This is a genomic window from Paenibacillus sp. TAB_01 (genome assembly GCF_043945595.1).
GTDB lineage: Bacteria > Bacillota > Bacilli > Paenibacillales > NBRC-103111 > Paenibacillus_S.
Genome location: NZ_JBIFNP010000001.1, coordinates 5,221,956 through 5,236,348 on the forward strand (window position 1 = coordinate 5,221,956; position 14,393 = coordinate 5,236,348).

At 50.4% G+C, this 14,393-nt stretch carries 21 protein-coding genes; all 21 read right to left on the reverse strand.

The window, feature by feature from the left end; genetic code table 11:
* Nucleotides 1–230: 230 nt before the first annotated feature.
* The 21 genes from ACHHV8_RS25455 to ACHHV8_RS25555 all read right to left on the reverse strand — a co-directional run bounded on the left by ACHHV8_RS25455 (nucleotide 231) and on the right by ACHHV8_RS25555 (nucleotide 14,300).
* Entirely contained in the window at nucleotides 231–653 is a 423-nt protein-coding gene (locus ACHHV8_RS25455) for a phage tail assembly chaperone (RefSeq protein ID WP_395162193.1), read from the reverse strand.
* Between the two features lie 3 nt (nucleotides 654–656).
* A complete protein-coding gene (locus ACHHV8_RS25460) occupies nucleotides 657–1,136 on the reverse strand; it encodes a phage tail tube protein (RefSeq protein WP_395162194.1) in 480 nt (159 codons plus the stop codon).
* A gap of 3 nt (nucleotides 1,137–1,139) precedes the next feature.
* Complete coding sequence (locus ACHHV8_RS25465; protein ID WP_395162195.1) at nucleotides 1,140–2,453, reverse strand: phage tail sheath family protein; 1,314 nt, start codon at nucleotides 2,451–2,453, stop codon at nucleotides 1,140–1,142.
* Entirely contained in the window at nucleotides 2,454–2,642 is a 189-nt protein-coding gene (locus ACHHV8_RS25470; protein WP_395162196.1) for a hypothetical protein, read from the reverse strand. It lies immediately after the preceding gene.
* On the reverse strand, nucleotides 2,639–3,067 hold the full coding sequence (locus tag ACHHV8_RS25475; RefSeq protein ID WP_395162197.1) for a phage tail terminator family protein: 429 nt from the start codon (nucleotides 3,065–3,067) through the stop codon (nucleotides 2,639–2,641). The genes ACHHV8_RS25470 and ACHHV8_RS25475 overlap by 4 nt, the downstream gene beginning before the upstream one ends.
* Before the next feature lies 1 nt (nucleotide 3,068).
* Nucleotides 3,069–3,473 carry an HK97 gp10 family phage protein gene (locus ACHHV8_RS25480; protein WP_395162198.1) on the reverse strand — a complete coding sequence of 135 codons (405 nt, stop codon included), beginning with the start codon at nucleotides 3,471–3,473 and terminating at the stop codon, nucleotides 3,069–3,071.
* On the reverse strand, nucleotides 3,470–3,844 hold the full coding sequence (locus tag ACHHV8_RS25485; RefSeq protein WP_395162199.1) for a hypothetical protein: 375 nt from the start codon (nucleotides 3,842–3,844) through the stop codon (nucleotides 3,470–3,472). Before ACHHV8_RS25485 ends, ACHHV8_RS25480 begins: the two co-directional genes overlap by 4 nt.
* A gap of 2 nt (nucleotides 3,845–3,846) precedes the next feature.
* Nucleotides 3,847–4,212: a phage head-tail connector protein gene (locus tag ACHHV8_RS25490; protein WP_395162200.1), complete on the reverse strand. Its 366-nt coding sequence runs from the start codon at nucleotides 4,210–4,212 to the stop codon at nucleotides 3,847–3,849.
* 14 nt (nucleotides 4,213–4,226) lie between these two features.
* Nucleotides 4,227–4,445: a DUF7210 family protein gene (locus ACHHV8_RS25495; protein WP_395162201.1), complete on the reverse strand. Its 219-nt coding sequence runs from the start codon at nucleotides 4,443–4,445 to the stop codon at nucleotides 4,227–4,229.
* Between the two features lie 49 nt (nucleotides 4,446–4,494).
* Nucleotides 4,495–5,538 carry a major capsid protein gene (locus tag ACHHV8_RS25500; protein ID WP_395162202.1) on the reverse strand — a complete coding sequence of 348 codons (1,044 nt, stop codon included), beginning with the start codon at nucleotides 5,536–5,538 and terminating at the stop codon, nucleotides 4,495–4,497.
* Between the two features lie 19 nt (nucleotides 5,539–5,557).
* On the reverse strand, nucleotides 5,558–5,929 hold the full coding sequence (locus ACHHV8_RS25505; RefSeq protein ID WP_395162203.1) for a hypothetical protein: 372 nt from the start codon (nucleotides 5,927–5,929) through the stop codon (nucleotides 5,558–5,560).
* Nucleotides 5,930–5,935: 6 nt separating this feature from the next.
* The gene (locus ACHHV8_RS25510; protein WP_395162204.1) at nucleotides 5,936–6,577 is read right to left on the reverse strand and encodes a phage scaffolding protein; all 642 of its coding nucleotides are present in this window, start codon (nucleotides 6,575–6,577) and stop codon (nucleotides 5,936–5,938) included.
* A gap of 144 nt (nucleotides 6,578–6,721) precedes the next feature.
* Nucleotides 6,722–7,156: a hypothetical protein gene (locus tag ACHHV8_RS25515; RefSeq protein WP_395162205.1), complete on the reverse strand. Its 435-nt coding sequence runs from the start codon at nucleotides 7,154–7,156 to the stop codon at nucleotides 6,722–6,724.
* Nucleotides 7,140–8,561, reverse strand: a complete 1,422-nt coding sequence (locus ACHHV8_RS25520; protein ID WP_395162206.1) for a minor capsid protein — start codon at nucleotides 8,559–8,561, stop codon at nucleotides 7,140–7,142. Before ACHHV8_RS25520 ends, ACHHV8_RS25515 begins: the two co-directional genes overlap by 17 nt.
* A gap of 54 nt (nucleotides 8,562–8,615) precedes the next feature.
* Entirely contained in the window at nucleotides 8,616–8,843 is a 228-nt protein-coding gene (locus ACHHV8_RS25525; protein WP_395162207.1) for a hypothetical protein, read from the reverse strand.
* 165 nt (nucleotides 8,844–9,008) lie between these two features.
* Entirely contained in the window at nucleotides 9,009–10,493 is a 1,485-nt protein-coding gene (locus ACHHV8_RS25530) for a phage portal protein (RefSeq protein WP_395162208.1), read from the reverse strand.
* 15 nt (nucleotides 10,494–10,508) lie between these two features.
* Nucleotides 10,509–11,792 carry a PBSX family phage terminase large subunit gene (locus ACHHV8_RS25535; protein WP_395162209.1) on the reverse strand — a complete coding sequence of 428 codons (1,284 nt, stop codon included), beginning with the start codon at nucleotides 11,790–11,792 and terminating at the stop codon, nucleotides 10,509–10,511.
* Nucleotides 11,793–12,090: 298 nt separating this feature from the next.
* The gene (locus ACHHV8_RS25540) at nucleotides 12,091–12,867 is read right to left on the reverse strand and encodes a phage terminase small subunit-related protein (RefSeq protein ID WP_395162210.1); all 777 of its coding nucleotides are present in this window, start codon (nucleotides 12,865–12,867) and stop codon (nucleotides 12,091–12,093) included.
* A 167-nt stretch (nucleotides 12,868–13,034) separates the two neighbouring features.
* Complete coding sequence (locus ACHHV8_RS25545) at nucleotides 13,035–13,640, reverse strand: ECF-type sigma factor (protein ID WP_395162211.1); 606 nt, start codon at nucleotides 13,638–13,640, stop codon at nucleotides 13,035–13,037.
* A 32-nt stretch (nucleotides 13,641–13,672) separates the two neighbouring features.
* A complete protein-coding gene (locus ACHHV8_RS25550) occupies nucleotides 13,673–13,840 on the reverse strand; it encodes a hypothetical protein (protein WP_395162212.1) in 168 nt (55 codons plus the stop codon).
* Nucleotides 13,841–13,853: 13 nt separating this feature from the next.
* The gene (locus tag ACHHV8_RS25555) at nucleotides 13,854–14,300 is read right to left on the reverse strand and encodes a hypothetical protein (RefSeq protein WP_395162213.1); all 447 of its coding nucleotides are present in this window, start codon (nucleotides 14,298–14,300) and stop codon (nucleotides 13,854–13,856) included.
* Nucleotides 14,301–14,393: the final 93 nt, after the last annotated feature.

A 14,393-nucleotide genomic window follows, 5' to 3' on the forward strand; every position in this document is an offset into this window, starting at 1 on the left:
TCCCGGGCCCGAGGCCGCTAAAAAGCAGGCCCACTAATCCTTTTTCTTAGCTGCCTCTGCCTCTTTTTTAGCTGCAACGCCGATAGACGCGAACACAAAAGCCCTCTCCCTGATCGGCAAGGAAAGGATTTCATTCGGCAGCTTCCGCAGTCGATGCAGCGCATAGTGAAGGAGGACTGCAAGGGGATCGGGCTCACATCGACCTCCCTCCCCGTCCCATCCTCCTTCAATTAGTTTTTTGCTTCTTCCACCAGCTCATTAATGTCATTATCAAAGCCATTGATTTCTTGCACCTTCAGCAGTAGGTTGGCATACTCGCCGGCAAGAAGCATTCTGCGGATAAGCACTTCTGCTCCGCGTACACCGTACGAGTTTTGCAGCTCCCCGTCCTTCAAGTTCGGGAACACGACACTGGCGGCGGCGAGCCTTGCTAAGTATTCCGTCTGGTCCGTCTCTGTGACATGTTGCCCACCACGGCCCTTGACCCGCTTCGTTGCCGCCTTCCGAAGAGCGTCGTTTTGATCCTCGGAAATTGCTTGCAACTTCCATGGAATAGGATTCCCTTGCTCATCTTTAAATCTCTCGGATACGATAACGTCCTCTGTGGTTTCCATTGCAACGTTTTGTGCAAAAAATGCGCTAAGCGTACTCATTGTTTAATTACCTCCTTGGTTTGTTGGGGCCTTTAGCGCTGTGAATTTATCCTGTAAATCCCAATCATCAAAAGTAAAAGTGACTTCCTCTTCCAGGGCTTCCGAGTCAACATCAAACGCTGCGATCGTCAGTTCGTCGATGTTAACGTTTTTCACTACCGTCGTTTGCTTACCGATCGAGGACGACGGATCCATATTTGACACCTGGATATCAAAGTAAGTATCGATCCCATTTTTGGTGTAATCCAGCATGATTTCGCGGAATTTAGATGTAACTGAGTAAATAGTCATGCTGCCCGTGCCGGTAAAGCCATTGGCTTTATTTTGAGTTCCCCGCTTGCCCAACGTGCGCATCTCTTTCTTATTCTTCTTGAGTTTCGCCTCAAATTTCTTAGCGTAGAACATTTCTTCAACTTCCCCGTTGATGGTTGCGTAGGCTGTTGCTTCTTGACCGCTGATCGTGTCCTTTGCCTGAAGGAACATATGCTACATCACCTTCACTTTCGTATAAATCTTTTCGACCGCATCCACCGGTTGAACATTCAGTTCCACATAGACGCTATCCGAATCATCCCCCTGCGTGATGACCACATCTGTCTGCGAGTCAAAGTTCTGCAGGGCGCCAATGGACTGCAGTGTATCCAGGTACTTGATATATTGATTTTTAAGCAGGTTACGGCCATCCGGATTATTATCAATCTTCCCGACGTAGAATGATTCGAAAATATTCTTAAGGTCGTTGTTGATCGCATCCAGCACACGAATTACCCTGTTTTTGGAGAACATTTTGGCCTTTTCCGGCGTGAAGGCCGTCAGCGTGTTAAGATCTACCTCCACCAGGGCTCGGCCCTGGTTCTGGGTAAATAGAAGCTCGCCTGCGAGAAGGGCAGTCTCAATCTGGCTATTAGTATAACGGGGATTTGCATCAATCGCATCATCATAGGCCGTATAGGTCAGAGACTCATTCACCTGCGCCGCAGCCTCTGCGCCGGCCACCCAAGCCGTAGCGGATACAGAATCTAGCGTGGTGCCATCCGAGAGGATAACGCCGTTTTTGACACTGATCACACCCTCATAGTTCGCAGATGGGTAATTCTCTACGACCAGCTGAATTTTCTGCCCCTCGACATCCCGCAGGCGTTTTGTAAAGGCGACATAGAGGGATTTCAGCGTGCTGTCGTTACTCGGCAGCGCCACTGTTTGAAAATCAAAAACTTCGATAGCAGCTAGGTAATCCGTATGGTCGCTATTGGTTACCGTGCCATCTGCCCCGCCCGTTAATGCCGCTCCGGCCGTGGCTGTGAGTGATCCTGAACCGCTGAAATCGACCCAATCATTGGATACCAAACCTGCTATATTAGCTACCGTTTGGGTATCCATCTCAGCAGCACCTAGAAGTGTTTTGACATCAAACTTGGTGTTGTCGTCAATGTTGGCCTGGATCACGACCTTCAGGTCATTCCCTCGGACGCCGCCGTATTTGGCTGTCGCCGTTAAGCTGCCGACCGTTGCCGTTGCCTTCGTCCCGACATTCAGCCGGTACAAGAGCAGTGTTTTGGCGCGCTTGAGCGCTTCGCGGATCAGGAGTAACGCCGGATCGGTGATATCATATCCCAGCAGCGTTTTTACGTTATCGCCCGCATTGATGGTCAGTACCTGCTTCGCCGGCGCCCACGGCAGCTTGAGCGCCATTGTCGCAATGCCCCGTTCGCCTAGCGAACCGAGCGTCGCTGCACTCGCAAAATTGAAATATACCCCAGGTCTGACCTTATTTTGAGTTGTCCATGTGCCTCCGGCCATTTATTGGACCACCTTCCGTGCAAAATTTTCTACGATGCCTGTTACCTGATCGATTGTATAGCTCTCGTCAGCCTTAAGCAGCGCACTTAATACGTCCTTCTGCTGCACCGTAAAGATCTTTGATTCCAAAAACTGCTGCTTGGAATATGTCGGAGCAATAGGCTCGTCAGTTTTATCTTTTACGCTCATTTAAGGTAGCCCTCCTGTTCAAGTTGCTGCATTTTCGGTACCTGGTCGGCAGTTTTCATCAGGTGAACCGTGAAGCCGACAAAGAAATGCAGCACGTCGTCAATCACTTCATACCGATGATCCAGACCGCGACAGAGCTGGCCGTCTACTTCAACGTATACCATAGCCTCGTACAACCGCTCCGCTATTGCCCGGCAATCTTCTTTTTTTGTCAGACTTTTAGGATCCGGAAAGAAGTGAACATTAAAAAGTAACGATCGAATATAACGCCGATTGACACCTCTGGTCTGCCCACTGTTGACTTGAAGAACAAAAAAAGCAGGCTCGGTAAAGCCCTGCTTAATCTGCTCGTCGTATAATGGCAGTTCCGGATCGATCTCCGAGAGTCTAGCCAGAATGCCGTTTTTAATTTGATCTTCGATCAATCTACCACCCCAGCATTCGTTTCAAGAACTGATCCAGCTTTCGTTCAAGTATGCCGGACAATTCCCTCTCAAGCTCATCTACCGATTTCGTCAGCATGAATCTGCCTTCGACCCAACCCTTGTGATTACGGGTCCGGTGACCATACTCAACGTACATTGCATATTCCACCGGATTGATGACTTCGATTTGCACCGTATTCCCGACTCGAGTAATTTGTCCGATTGTCCAGCCCTTGCGAAGGTCGCCGGTATCAACAGGTGTTCTAGCGATGACTTTCGCAAGTAAGCGGGCTGCAAGTTCGTTCAAGCATTCTTCAACAAAACCGGGAAACCGCCGCTCTGTTTCGGCGAGCGCTTGTTGCAACTCCTTCAGCTCATCGAATTCAAACCTACCGATACTGCTCATGCCCGTCCCGTATCCTTAAGCATGATCTCTTGATGCGTTGGGTAGCGGAACGGTTTGCCTGCCTGCTCCCCTTCAAACGTCATTCCATCCTGCACGACCACAATCCGGCTGCCCGCCGCCTTGATCGTTATGTCTGGACTGATAAACAGTTTGGCATCATAATCAATCGTGTTATCCGTGGCCGTCCTTTGCGCCGCTCGGAGGGAGGTCTGCGACAAAGCGCAGGGCTGATCTTCCAGCACCGTCACGGCCTGCTGCCGTGTAGCCTTGGTAACCGGGTCTTTGACCTGCCGATACTCCGTCACCGTGCAGCGACCGTCATATGTCATCTCAATCGCAGCGCGCTCCGCTGCTACGTTGCCAAATGGCATCGCTACCACCCCATCCGGCGATACGCATTGAGCTGAGCCGCATAATTTCGTACAAAGGAGGCTCCTGCGCCAGCCGAAACAACGGGCTTGGAAGAGCCGAAATTCGTCTGCACGTCGCCGCGCTTCACGCTCACGACCGCCGGCGCGGTCTGCTCAAATTCGGTCGAATACTTCGATCGGTAATAGTCCTCCGCGATCTGCAGCACCACATTATCCAAGGCTTCGGGAATCTCGGTAATCCGGCAATACGTCAGAACAGATTGGATGACGGTTTCAAGCACAAAGCTCAGCCGTTCATCCTTCTCCGTGGTATCCTGCGGGATTCCCAGCAGCGACTTCAATTTGATGAGGTATTCAGCGAACGTCATCGGCTTCCGCCTCCCTACTCCCCGATAGGCCTGATTGCCTTTGCTTCCAGCAGCTCGGCATAAACATCTTCTGGCAGATCTACTCGCTGGCCGGCTTCGTATAACTCCCGATTATGCTTGCAGTTCGTCAAGAATACCGCGGGGATCTTCTCTTCTTGAGTTGCAGGTGGAGCATCCGGCAGTTGCGTTGCTCCTTGATTTGCTTTCGGTGCTGTCTCATCTGCTTTTGCCATTGTCATTTTCCCCTTTCAGAAGTTAAATAGGAGAGGCCTAAGCCCCTCCTTACGCTACCTTTGCAATAAAAATGGTGTCCATTGTCTCGAACGACGGCAGGACAATCTCGGAAACAATCGTCTCGACGTTGACCGGATGCGGCTCCTTGATCGTCGTAATGGCCACGCCAGTATTTACAATGGATACCTCAGCCGAGGTTGCACCGGCCATCAGGTCGGCCTCCTCCGGCGTGGTACCGTACCAGGTATTGCCCAGGTTTCCATCCGGGATGAGTGTGAAGTAATCATCAGGGAAAAATTGATACGTTGTACCATCCTGCAGGGCATAAATCTTGTTATAGACGGCGACCGTGATACCGAGCTTGTTCTGCAGATAAGCACGAAGCAATGCATCGGTCATGATGATGTTTTGTCCACCCAAAGGGTTCATGTCCAGCCTAATAGCCGGATGATCCATCAGATAGCCCCATGTCTTTTCCGTGCAAATCGCACGTGCCAGCATCGCACCGGTATCGCCGTTAATGGTTTTCTTCCAACGCTGAATGTCCTGGATCGGCGTACTCCCTGGATCACTCCACTTGGCCGTGCCGGAGAGCGTTTCCTTGTGGCTGCCGGCAAAACCATAATTGTAATTGTAATCCTGCCGGTTCGCCGTGATACGGATCTGCCCGCTGGAGAGCAGCTGCATAATCATCCGCTCCGGGATAACCTGAGCACCCGCAACGAGTGCCGCCCGATCATCGTAAATTTGCGTAACCAGCGGCATAATGTACTGGTCGTTGCTGTTATCCTGCAGCCGAAGCAGCTCTTGGCGATCTTTCTCGCCAATCCTCATTCCTTCGCGGAAGAACGGCATTTCCGTTTCGATTTTCGTGAAGCCGATGCGGTCCCGCAGCGTCGCTTTGGCATCGAATGCCGAAGGCTGCAGCGAGACAGGCAAACCACGGGCGCCCTTGATCCACGCTAGATCAAGGCCAAGTTTCTTTTTCGGTGGAAACAGCGTAGCCCCTAGGTAGGGAATGTCGTTGCTTGGGTTATTGGTGACGTAAGCTGCAAGCGATTTGGCTGTTACATAATCAAAAATGGTTGGCATTGGTTTTCAGTCCCCTTTCTTATTTCAAAAATGTGATCTGCTTCAGCGCAGCGATTTCTTCGGTCGTCGGCGCCGTCGGAAGCTTGCTCACATCGATAAAACCATGGATAAGCAAAGCGCCGGAAGCCGGCCCATAGGTCACGTCCACGTCGTAGAAGAGCACCCCCTCGGCGTTAGAAACACCCGTAGTGGTCACTGCTTTCTTCGCCAGCTTGGTGATATCGCCCAAAATGCCGTTGCCGATGATCGTCCCGGCTGGAACAATTTTGCGGCCGTCTGCGTTGGCCGCAATGCCGGTGTCATCTACCGTGACCGCCAGGTCGACATAATGGTCCGGGAATTTCAGAATTTCCTTGCGATTACCGTAGGTCGTGGTTACAAATTTACTCATGCTCTATCAGCCTCCAAAATAAGATTTTTGTGCATCCGACGTGGCGCTGTTCGACTTGGCGAAGTCAGCGACTCGCTTACCAAAGTCTGCAGCCGTGCTATTCCCGCCTGCGCCACCGGATCCGCCGGCACCGCCGCTTTCCGCAGGATTCGTCCCCTTGAATTGGAACTGCCCGCCGCCTTTATCTTCCGGCACAAATAAAAAAGCCTTGCTGGTTTGCAGGGCTTTGATCTGGTCGTCCAATCCGGCTTTGACGCTGCCGTTGTCATCCAACTCGATCTTTGTTTTATCCAACAGCCCCGCAACGATGTCCGGGTCGTGGACCTTGCCAGCCAGCGCAAGCTTTACGGCCGTCCCGAGGCGCAACTCCTTTGCGTCAGCCTCGTACTTCTCCTTCGCGACCTTATTCTCGCCCTGAAGCGTTTCGATCTGCTTCTTCAGCGCTTCATTATCGCCGGCAGACTTCTTCAGTTCTTCGAGCTGTCCGGACGCCTTATCACGATCCGTCTCCGCTTGCTTCTTCGCGGCGTTAACCTCATCGAAGCGCGCCTTCGGAATAAAGCTTTTTAATTCCTCGGCGGACGCTGCGGCAGCTTTCTCGGCTTGCTCCTCCGCGAGACCCAATGCGATAAACTGTTCCTTTGTCATCTTTCTCATCCTTTCATCTTCGCTTTTTACCCGGTCGCGTCCGGTGATGTCCTCTTATTTAGCACCGCAGGAAACGGCGAAGAGGCCCCAGCAGTCTCAGCCGGAGCCCAATGAAAAAACACCCTCGCGTCTGCGGGAGTGCTCTTATTTAAAAATTTGTTGAAATAATACTTCGATTTCTTTGATGCTCTGTTCTAAACGTTGTAGATCAGCCGCTGTTCCCGATTCAGCAAAACTGCGCCTGAACCTCTCTTTATATCGTTCGATTAAGATGGTGAAGTTTTTGTTGTCCTCTTCGTAAGCATCAGGGTTCCCGGTGTATTTCTGCTTTAGAAGCAATACCTTGATTAGTCTTTCTTCAGATATTTGCTTTTTCTCAGCAACGAACCCATCAAGGCCTCCCTGCCAGGGAAATGAATCAAGCTGAAGATTGGATTTCCAAATGACTTCGCTTAGTTCGTTGATAAATTCATTGAACTTTTCGGGTGTCAGTCTTTCCTTGTAAGACTTATATGTCCCTTCTAATTGCAAGCGATTTTTTTCTTTGCTAATAGGGGGCACCTTAGTCATTCCTTTCATAAAGCAATCCTTTAATCAGTTCCACAAGCTTAAGCATAACCAGATGCTTTAAATCGTAGCCTGCTATTGCATCTTCTATCGTTAAATTTCTCTCCGCGGCTTCCTCAGCTCCAGACAGGAGGGACATTACATCTTCCAAGTCGACGGAAAGATCTTCATCTTTGGTGAGCCGATATACATATGCAGAATCCACTATTCGAAGTTCCCTCAATCCATTTCGGAAGAAGAAAAGAACATCATCAGGACTAAACGACCCTCCGGGTTCTCCGTCATAATCGGGATGATTATGCGTAATCGCAGCATCCTTGAGTTTAGCAACGCCGATAGCCTCGGGGTTTACTGCGGATCTACTACCCTTAACATGATAAACCTCTCCGTCTCGTGTGATAGCTACAGCGTGTTCATCTGTAGCCTTCCTGATTTCTTTCTCCGCTTCGGTTAGGAAATTCTTGGCAGCCGGCTGATCATAGGGGTCAATGTCTCCCAATTTGCGTGGCCTGTCCGGTTCTAAATCATTAAGCGGCAAATCCTTAGGGAGCAGCAATTTCGGTGCCGTTTTTCCAGTTTCATCATACCATTTTTCAGGCTCTGGTGCATAGCCACCGCCCACCCCATTTGTCACTCCGTTACCTGATGACAACTGAGGAGGCTTCTTAGCATCAACCGGCGCGTGCTCTTTGGCCCACTGTTCGTATGTCATGTCACCAGGGACATTATACGTCTTGCCATCGTCACCACGCGCAGCGCGCTCCTTGATATTGTCCTCGTAATAAGGGATATCGACTGTGCGACAACGGCCATGAAACGGTGCGCAGTTCACTCCCGGCTGCGCCTCGGCGAGCGGGAAAATCGTCTTATCCATCGTCCTGCAGGTTTTCGAGGTTCGCTTATCCAACGTCGCGATATTTTGATATTTCTCCACGCCCAGTTCGTCGTAGGCGGCCCGGCGGGAGGCTCCCGAGAAATAAGCTGATTCAGTGAGAACCAGATTCTCGGCCCGTGACCTAGAAACCCCCATACGCTCGGAAAGCTGCGTAATCATCTTGTCAGAGGAATCGCCGCGGATCAGCCCTTGTACGAGTGTCGTGTTGAGCTCCGACACCAGTTTCGTCCGGTCTGCCCAGATCCTGCTGCTGAAATTGCTGCCGTCCGGTGCCCAGGGTTTTACGAGCAGATTTTCAAGCTGGCGGGTATCCAGTTTGGCGAAAGAAGAACCGAGCCCTGCGCCCTTTTGTAGCTCGAAGATGCTGCGGTAATAGTTGTCCTTGTAAATACCGCCCAGAACGGCTGAGGTTCCCTGCTGGCGCTTCGCTGTCAGGACCTCGACGTGTTGTCTCATCTGCGTCTGCAACGCCTCCAGACGGCTGATATGGACTTTGGCGCTGGCATTCTCCAGCTCCTTCATCCATCGTTGATCCACGGCGTTCTCACGGCCGGCCTTGATGTACTCGTCAACGGTTCACCGGAATTCCTTCAGTTCGTTTTTCTGCAGCAGCTTGCGGGCTTCCGCCATGCTGACCCCGTTGTTTTTGGCCAGACGTGCATACCAGGTATCGACGTCCTTCTGAATCTTCGCTATAGCCTTTTCGTATTCCTCGTTTGTCCGCTGAACGAAAGCCTCACCTTTCTGGAGTTGCGCCTCATTCAGCGTTTCCATCCGCTGCGCCCAATACTCCTCCGATTTCATTCGTCGTCAGCTCCGTCATCAGGACTTTCGGTCGTAAAACCGATGGCCGCCGTGCTATTGGATGAAGGCTCGCTGACAGCTCTAATCAGATCAGCTAAGGCCCCAATATCGGCAGCAGCTGGCTCAGAGGCTGAGTGCCGCTCACACAGCTTGCAAATCAGTTCATTAACCTTCTGTACCGCTGCCGTCGAGAGCATTAGGATCACCTCCGCCCATTCCGCCATACTGTTGCATTTCGGCTAAAGCATCCTCTTTTTGCTTCTTGATACGATCAAGCTCCGCTTGCACGTCGGTAACGTATGGGTGCTGCGCCACCAACGTCTCGTCTGACAGGATGCCGACGCTATTCTTGATGTCTCCGATGACGGAAGATTCATCAACCGGCATATCGCGGTTGAAGATGAACGTCACCTTCTCTCCGCTGTAATCCGCTCCAGTCGTATTAAACAAATGCGTATCGATAAACCAGCGCAGCTGCTCAAGGCTGGCTTGAAACTCCGTCTCGATCGTGCTGGCGTCGAGATCCAGATCGCCGTATAAAAAGCGTAACGCCACACCGGAAGGAGCACTGCCAAAGTTTGTAGCCTGTGTATCAACGCCTCGGCCAAACTCGTAGATGTCTTTACGATTCTGCTCCTGGTGAGCCTTATACGCTTCGGTACTCATATCCAGCCCGATCGTATCGACGCCACCGTCGGCTTCAACGAAGGCAGTGCGGTACGTGGCGATGTTCTTCCGGAATTCGCCGGCGTTGGTGCCGCCATAGTTTTTGACGACATAGATACTGTCCGGCAAATCCTCCAGGTTATTACTGTTGTCCGACTTCCGCTTATCGTAGTCATCGACCAGCGACTTGATGATCTCAACGAGCGGCTGCTCCTCCTCGTTATACTTCCAGGCAATAAACGGGATCCGTTCCCAGTTCATCGGCTGCTCCTGCTCGGCGGCCACTACCGAGAAGTGCGCCTCCTCCGCTCCAGCCTCCACATCCGGCGCAAGACCGGTCCCGTTGACGATATAACGTCGCACGCCGTGGGTATCCCACCACTCGATCTTTCGGACCGTTGTCCTGCGCATCCCTTCATAGGCGACGACCTCATAATCCCGAATCAAGGCGTCCAGGATGGTGTGCGCATCGTCTCGCCAAAGCGGAATGATTTCTTCGGACCGCATTTTTTTAAAGCTAAGAGCGCCCGCCTCGTCATAATAAACGTGCAGCCAGGCTATCCCCTTGTTAACGGCCTCCTTGCAGATCGACTGCAGCCGACGGAGCATGTCCTCGTTAAAGATAGCGTTCAGCGCTGCTTGGTAAGCGTCAGGCTGAGCTTGGATGCTCATAGGCTTACCGAGCAGATATCCGACCTTCTGATCGACCAATTTACGAACAAAGCCGTTCGCCAGCTTGTTATTGGACAGATTTCCAACGAGCTCCTTCGCACCGCTGGAGCCGATCGCCGTCCGCTTCCGCTCCAGAATGTCCGTCTTGTTGCGGTAATACCGATCGCCGATAAACATCCATACTCTCTTCTCTGAGGCTCGCCAATCGCCGATTTCCAGCTGGATGATCTGCTCGATCGTCGCAGCCGATTGGGCGCCGTCCTTGAGAATACGCTCGATATCTTGCATCTCGCCGTTGATCGTAAAAAACATCTATATCCCTCCTTTCTATCCGGCGTCAGGGAAGTACACGCCTCCCCTGCGCTTCACGACACTCCGCACAAAATAACGATCTCCATCCATCTGATGGTCGTTTTCTTTTACCGGCTTATCTTCGCCACGCTGTGCAGCCTTCTCGTCCCAAACGTAGGAACTGAATTCCCGGAACGTCTCATTGCAGCAATCGTTATACTTGATTAAGCCTTCAGTGAGTGCTGAGGCTACGTCCCGAATACCGTCGACCACATCGTTATCCGCTTTGATAACGCGCAGCACGCCGCGTTTTTTGACAGCGGCAATAAAAGAAGCTGCTGAAGGGTCAATAATAACACCCTTGATCAGCAGCTTCCCTACAAACTCAATGAGATCGTCACAATACTCCTCATCCGTCTTTTGGCGGCTTTTGGCTCGGCCGTCGTAATGATATTCCTTAATTTTGTACCAGACGCCCTTGCTTTGCCCCCATAGCCCGAATGTCGTTGGATTCTGCGTTCCGTAGTCGCAGCTGACATAATACTGCACATACGGCCTGTCCTCCGTCTTAACGACGTGCTTGTCCATATCGAACATGTCGTAGATTACACCCTCAGCCATTACCCAAAGTCCAAGGATGTATCGCCTATAGAAGATTCCAGTGTACATCCGGCGGTAGCGCTCTTTCACCTTTTCTGAGATCGACAAATTATCGTCCATCGTAAAATGGAGATGCAAGGCATTTTTCTCGGCAAGTCGATCGAGCCACTCTAGCTTGAACCAGTGATACGGCCCCGCAGGGTTGCAGTTAAACCAAAACTTGGCGCCCTCTACACTGCAGCGTGCTGTCGCCTGGTTAACGAAGGACTGCGGCATCAAAGCGACCTCATCGAAAAACATGCCTGCGAGTGTGATCCCTTGAATCAGATCCTGGCTGCGCTCATCTTTCCCGCCGAACAAGAAAAAGTAATTGCTCGATCTGCCCCGGCTGACCGTCAGCATGTTTGCGGTTAGATCATCGTGAACCCGGTACCCCCGGCTTTTCAGCATACGTTTTAGCGGGCCGATAACATTCCGCCGCAGCGCGCCGATCGTCTTGCCTGCCATGCCGAATTGCTCGCCGTTAAATGTCTCAGTAGCCCAGACAATATAGCTGAACGACATGGCCACTGTCTTGCCGGCACGAACGGATCCATCGCAAATAACCGCATCCTTATCGTGATGAGGGCATTCGGGCATCCACCAGGTGAGAACCTTTAATTGCTTCTTCGAGAACGGCGACCAGCGGAACGTAGGCGGTTTAAGTTTCGGTCTCGCCATCTTCGTTGTCTTCTTCCTGCTCTTCTATTTCCCGTTCGGTTACGCCACAACTTGGGCAAAAGGATTCATCACAGCAAGGGCATTTTACTAAAAAGGTGCTGCAAGTTTTGCAATCGTACATCTTCCTTTCACCTCCGCGTTGCCCAGACATCTGTACAAAATGTGGATTTTATACAATACTAAAGCTGTTTCAGCCTTATTCAGTGCATAATCATGTAAAAATGATGCCTATATCGAATATTTATACGATTTTAGGGCGATTATTTCATGAAATCCTCTCATCAAGAGGTATTGCATATTATTCATCGTCCCAAACCTCAGCAGATTTCCCTTTCAAAGCATCGATAAAGCCGTCATCCTCGGTCTCGCCTTCTGTATTGTCAGGAGTCTTTAGCCTATCGATCTCGAGCTTCTGCTTATCCTTCTCGTCAAGTATGCGCAGCGTTTGCCGCTGAGCTCGCTGGAGCTTCTCAAATGCGTTCACGACGTTCAGCAGCTTCGAGTCATTTAGAGAGTCAACCACTTCAGTCACAATTTCTTCTCTAAACTCGCCAGGGCCGTAGCCAGTTCGCAGCTTTTCGACGATCGTGTGAAACTCATTCGGGCTGTTCAACGATTTCTCAACCACTGAGAGCAGTTTGTCTGATATTCGAAAATGCTTGGCCGTCACCTTAGCGATATCGTCGCTTATGATGTCCGCAGCTTTTTCAGACGTTTTTTGTATGACAGCTGTATGATGCTGTTTTCGCTTATCCGTCCAGATATGCCGCCCCGCATATTCCTTGATGGTTTGAAAGGGGATGTTGTGCTTTTTGGATAGACTCTCAAGCGTACAAGGTTTTTTGCGAATATCGGTGACATACTCGGTCTCTATAGCCGCCCATGATATATTGTTTGTTGTACAACTTTCATCCGATTGTTGTACAACATTCCACTTATCGCGCTGTTTCCATACTGCAATGACCTTCTCATCTTCACCCAGAAACTCGGCAATCCGACGATTGGTAATGTCTCCTTGATGCTCAAGCCAAATTTGATAAGCTTTATCCCGGTTGGGATTCCGTGCTCTTGCCACTACATATCACCCACCTCCGCTGTAAAAATGAAAAAAGCACCTCGATGGGTGCTTTTTTGGCTCTATCGAATTCCGAAAACCATAATTTACATTTCTGCTGATGATATCATAATAGCACGGTTTGATTCGACAATGTTCGACATAAATACGACATCAATGCGACTTGTTTACGACAGATTAATATATTCCTTGATTGCCTTGGGTTTCCACCGCTCGAAGGTTCGCCGGACAATCCCTAAGGCGTTTGCTGTTTCACCGGCATTTAGGCCGTCGATATATCTTAAACGCAGCAGCTTTGCGTATTCAGGCTTATACTGCTCTAAGGCTCCCAGCTTTGTATCTATCTTGTTGAGATCGCTTTGTAAATCCTGAAACTCCGCGACTCGATTCAGCACTGCATCGATATCATTTCGCGAATCGTACCCGCGCGCTGCAAACACCCGCTTAATCTTTTCGCGCAGCTCATTCAGCAAAAGCTCGTCCTCATCATCGGCGGACTGACAATCGCTAATTTCAAAAAGCTGAGATCGAATGCCAGCTGGGTATTTCGCGAGGTATGCATGTGCCAAATTTTCCAAGCGCTGCTCTCGCTCGCTCAGATACATGTAGCTCGGAAGCCCTCTCAACTTTCGATGTAATTCCTGTAAATGGTCGTCTTCGTTTAACCTTGACACGGTGAGCCCCGCACCTACATCGTACGTGCTTAATACCTGCAAACGGGCCAGCTTTTGACGATACTCGTTCAGCTGATTAATTGCTTGTTGCTCGTTCATAGCGCCCTCCCCCTGATTTACTTATTTTGGAATTAATCGCCTATGATACGGAACTGTTGATCTGGTACCTTTTTGGTCTTGTTCACTTGCACCCATTGCTTATCGGATTCAAAGCCTTGAGGCGTTTCCTCTTCAATCTCGATGATATGCCCTTTTTCATTGCGTCTTACATACAAAACTTCTTGTTTCCACTCTGCCATGTTATGCCTCCGCTTATTTTTGTTTTCTGATTTTCTCTCCACTACCCAGACCTGCATTGATAATTGCAAAATTAAGCTGCGTCTTAGTCATGCCTATTTGCTTTGCTAAACCCCTGCGGTCCAATTCGCTATGATTTTTATAAAAGTCTAATTGTCCCGGAGTGAAATGAGTATTCATCAGCTCCTCAAGGGATTCGTCTGCCTGCCGCCCCTCCGTCTCAAGCCCTAAGGCGCTTCTTCGCTTAACGACCTCATACGGCTTATCCAAAATGGTATAACGATAGTTTTTCTTATGTCCTGTGCGCTGAATAAGGCCGAATTGGACCAATCTTCTGAGCGTGAGATACGCGGCTTCTCGGGTGATGCCAATCGCTTGAGCGGCCTGTTTGACGTCTTTACCCGCCCTCATCGCCTCAATCAAGTTAGCCTCATTGGAGAGTAATTGCTCCACTTTTTTCACGGAAAACCTCCAGTTTCATTATTTTCAAAAGACTTCCATTTTGTTAATATAAATGCGAGGTGATTTTGTTTGTTTAGATCCGGATTTGTTCTT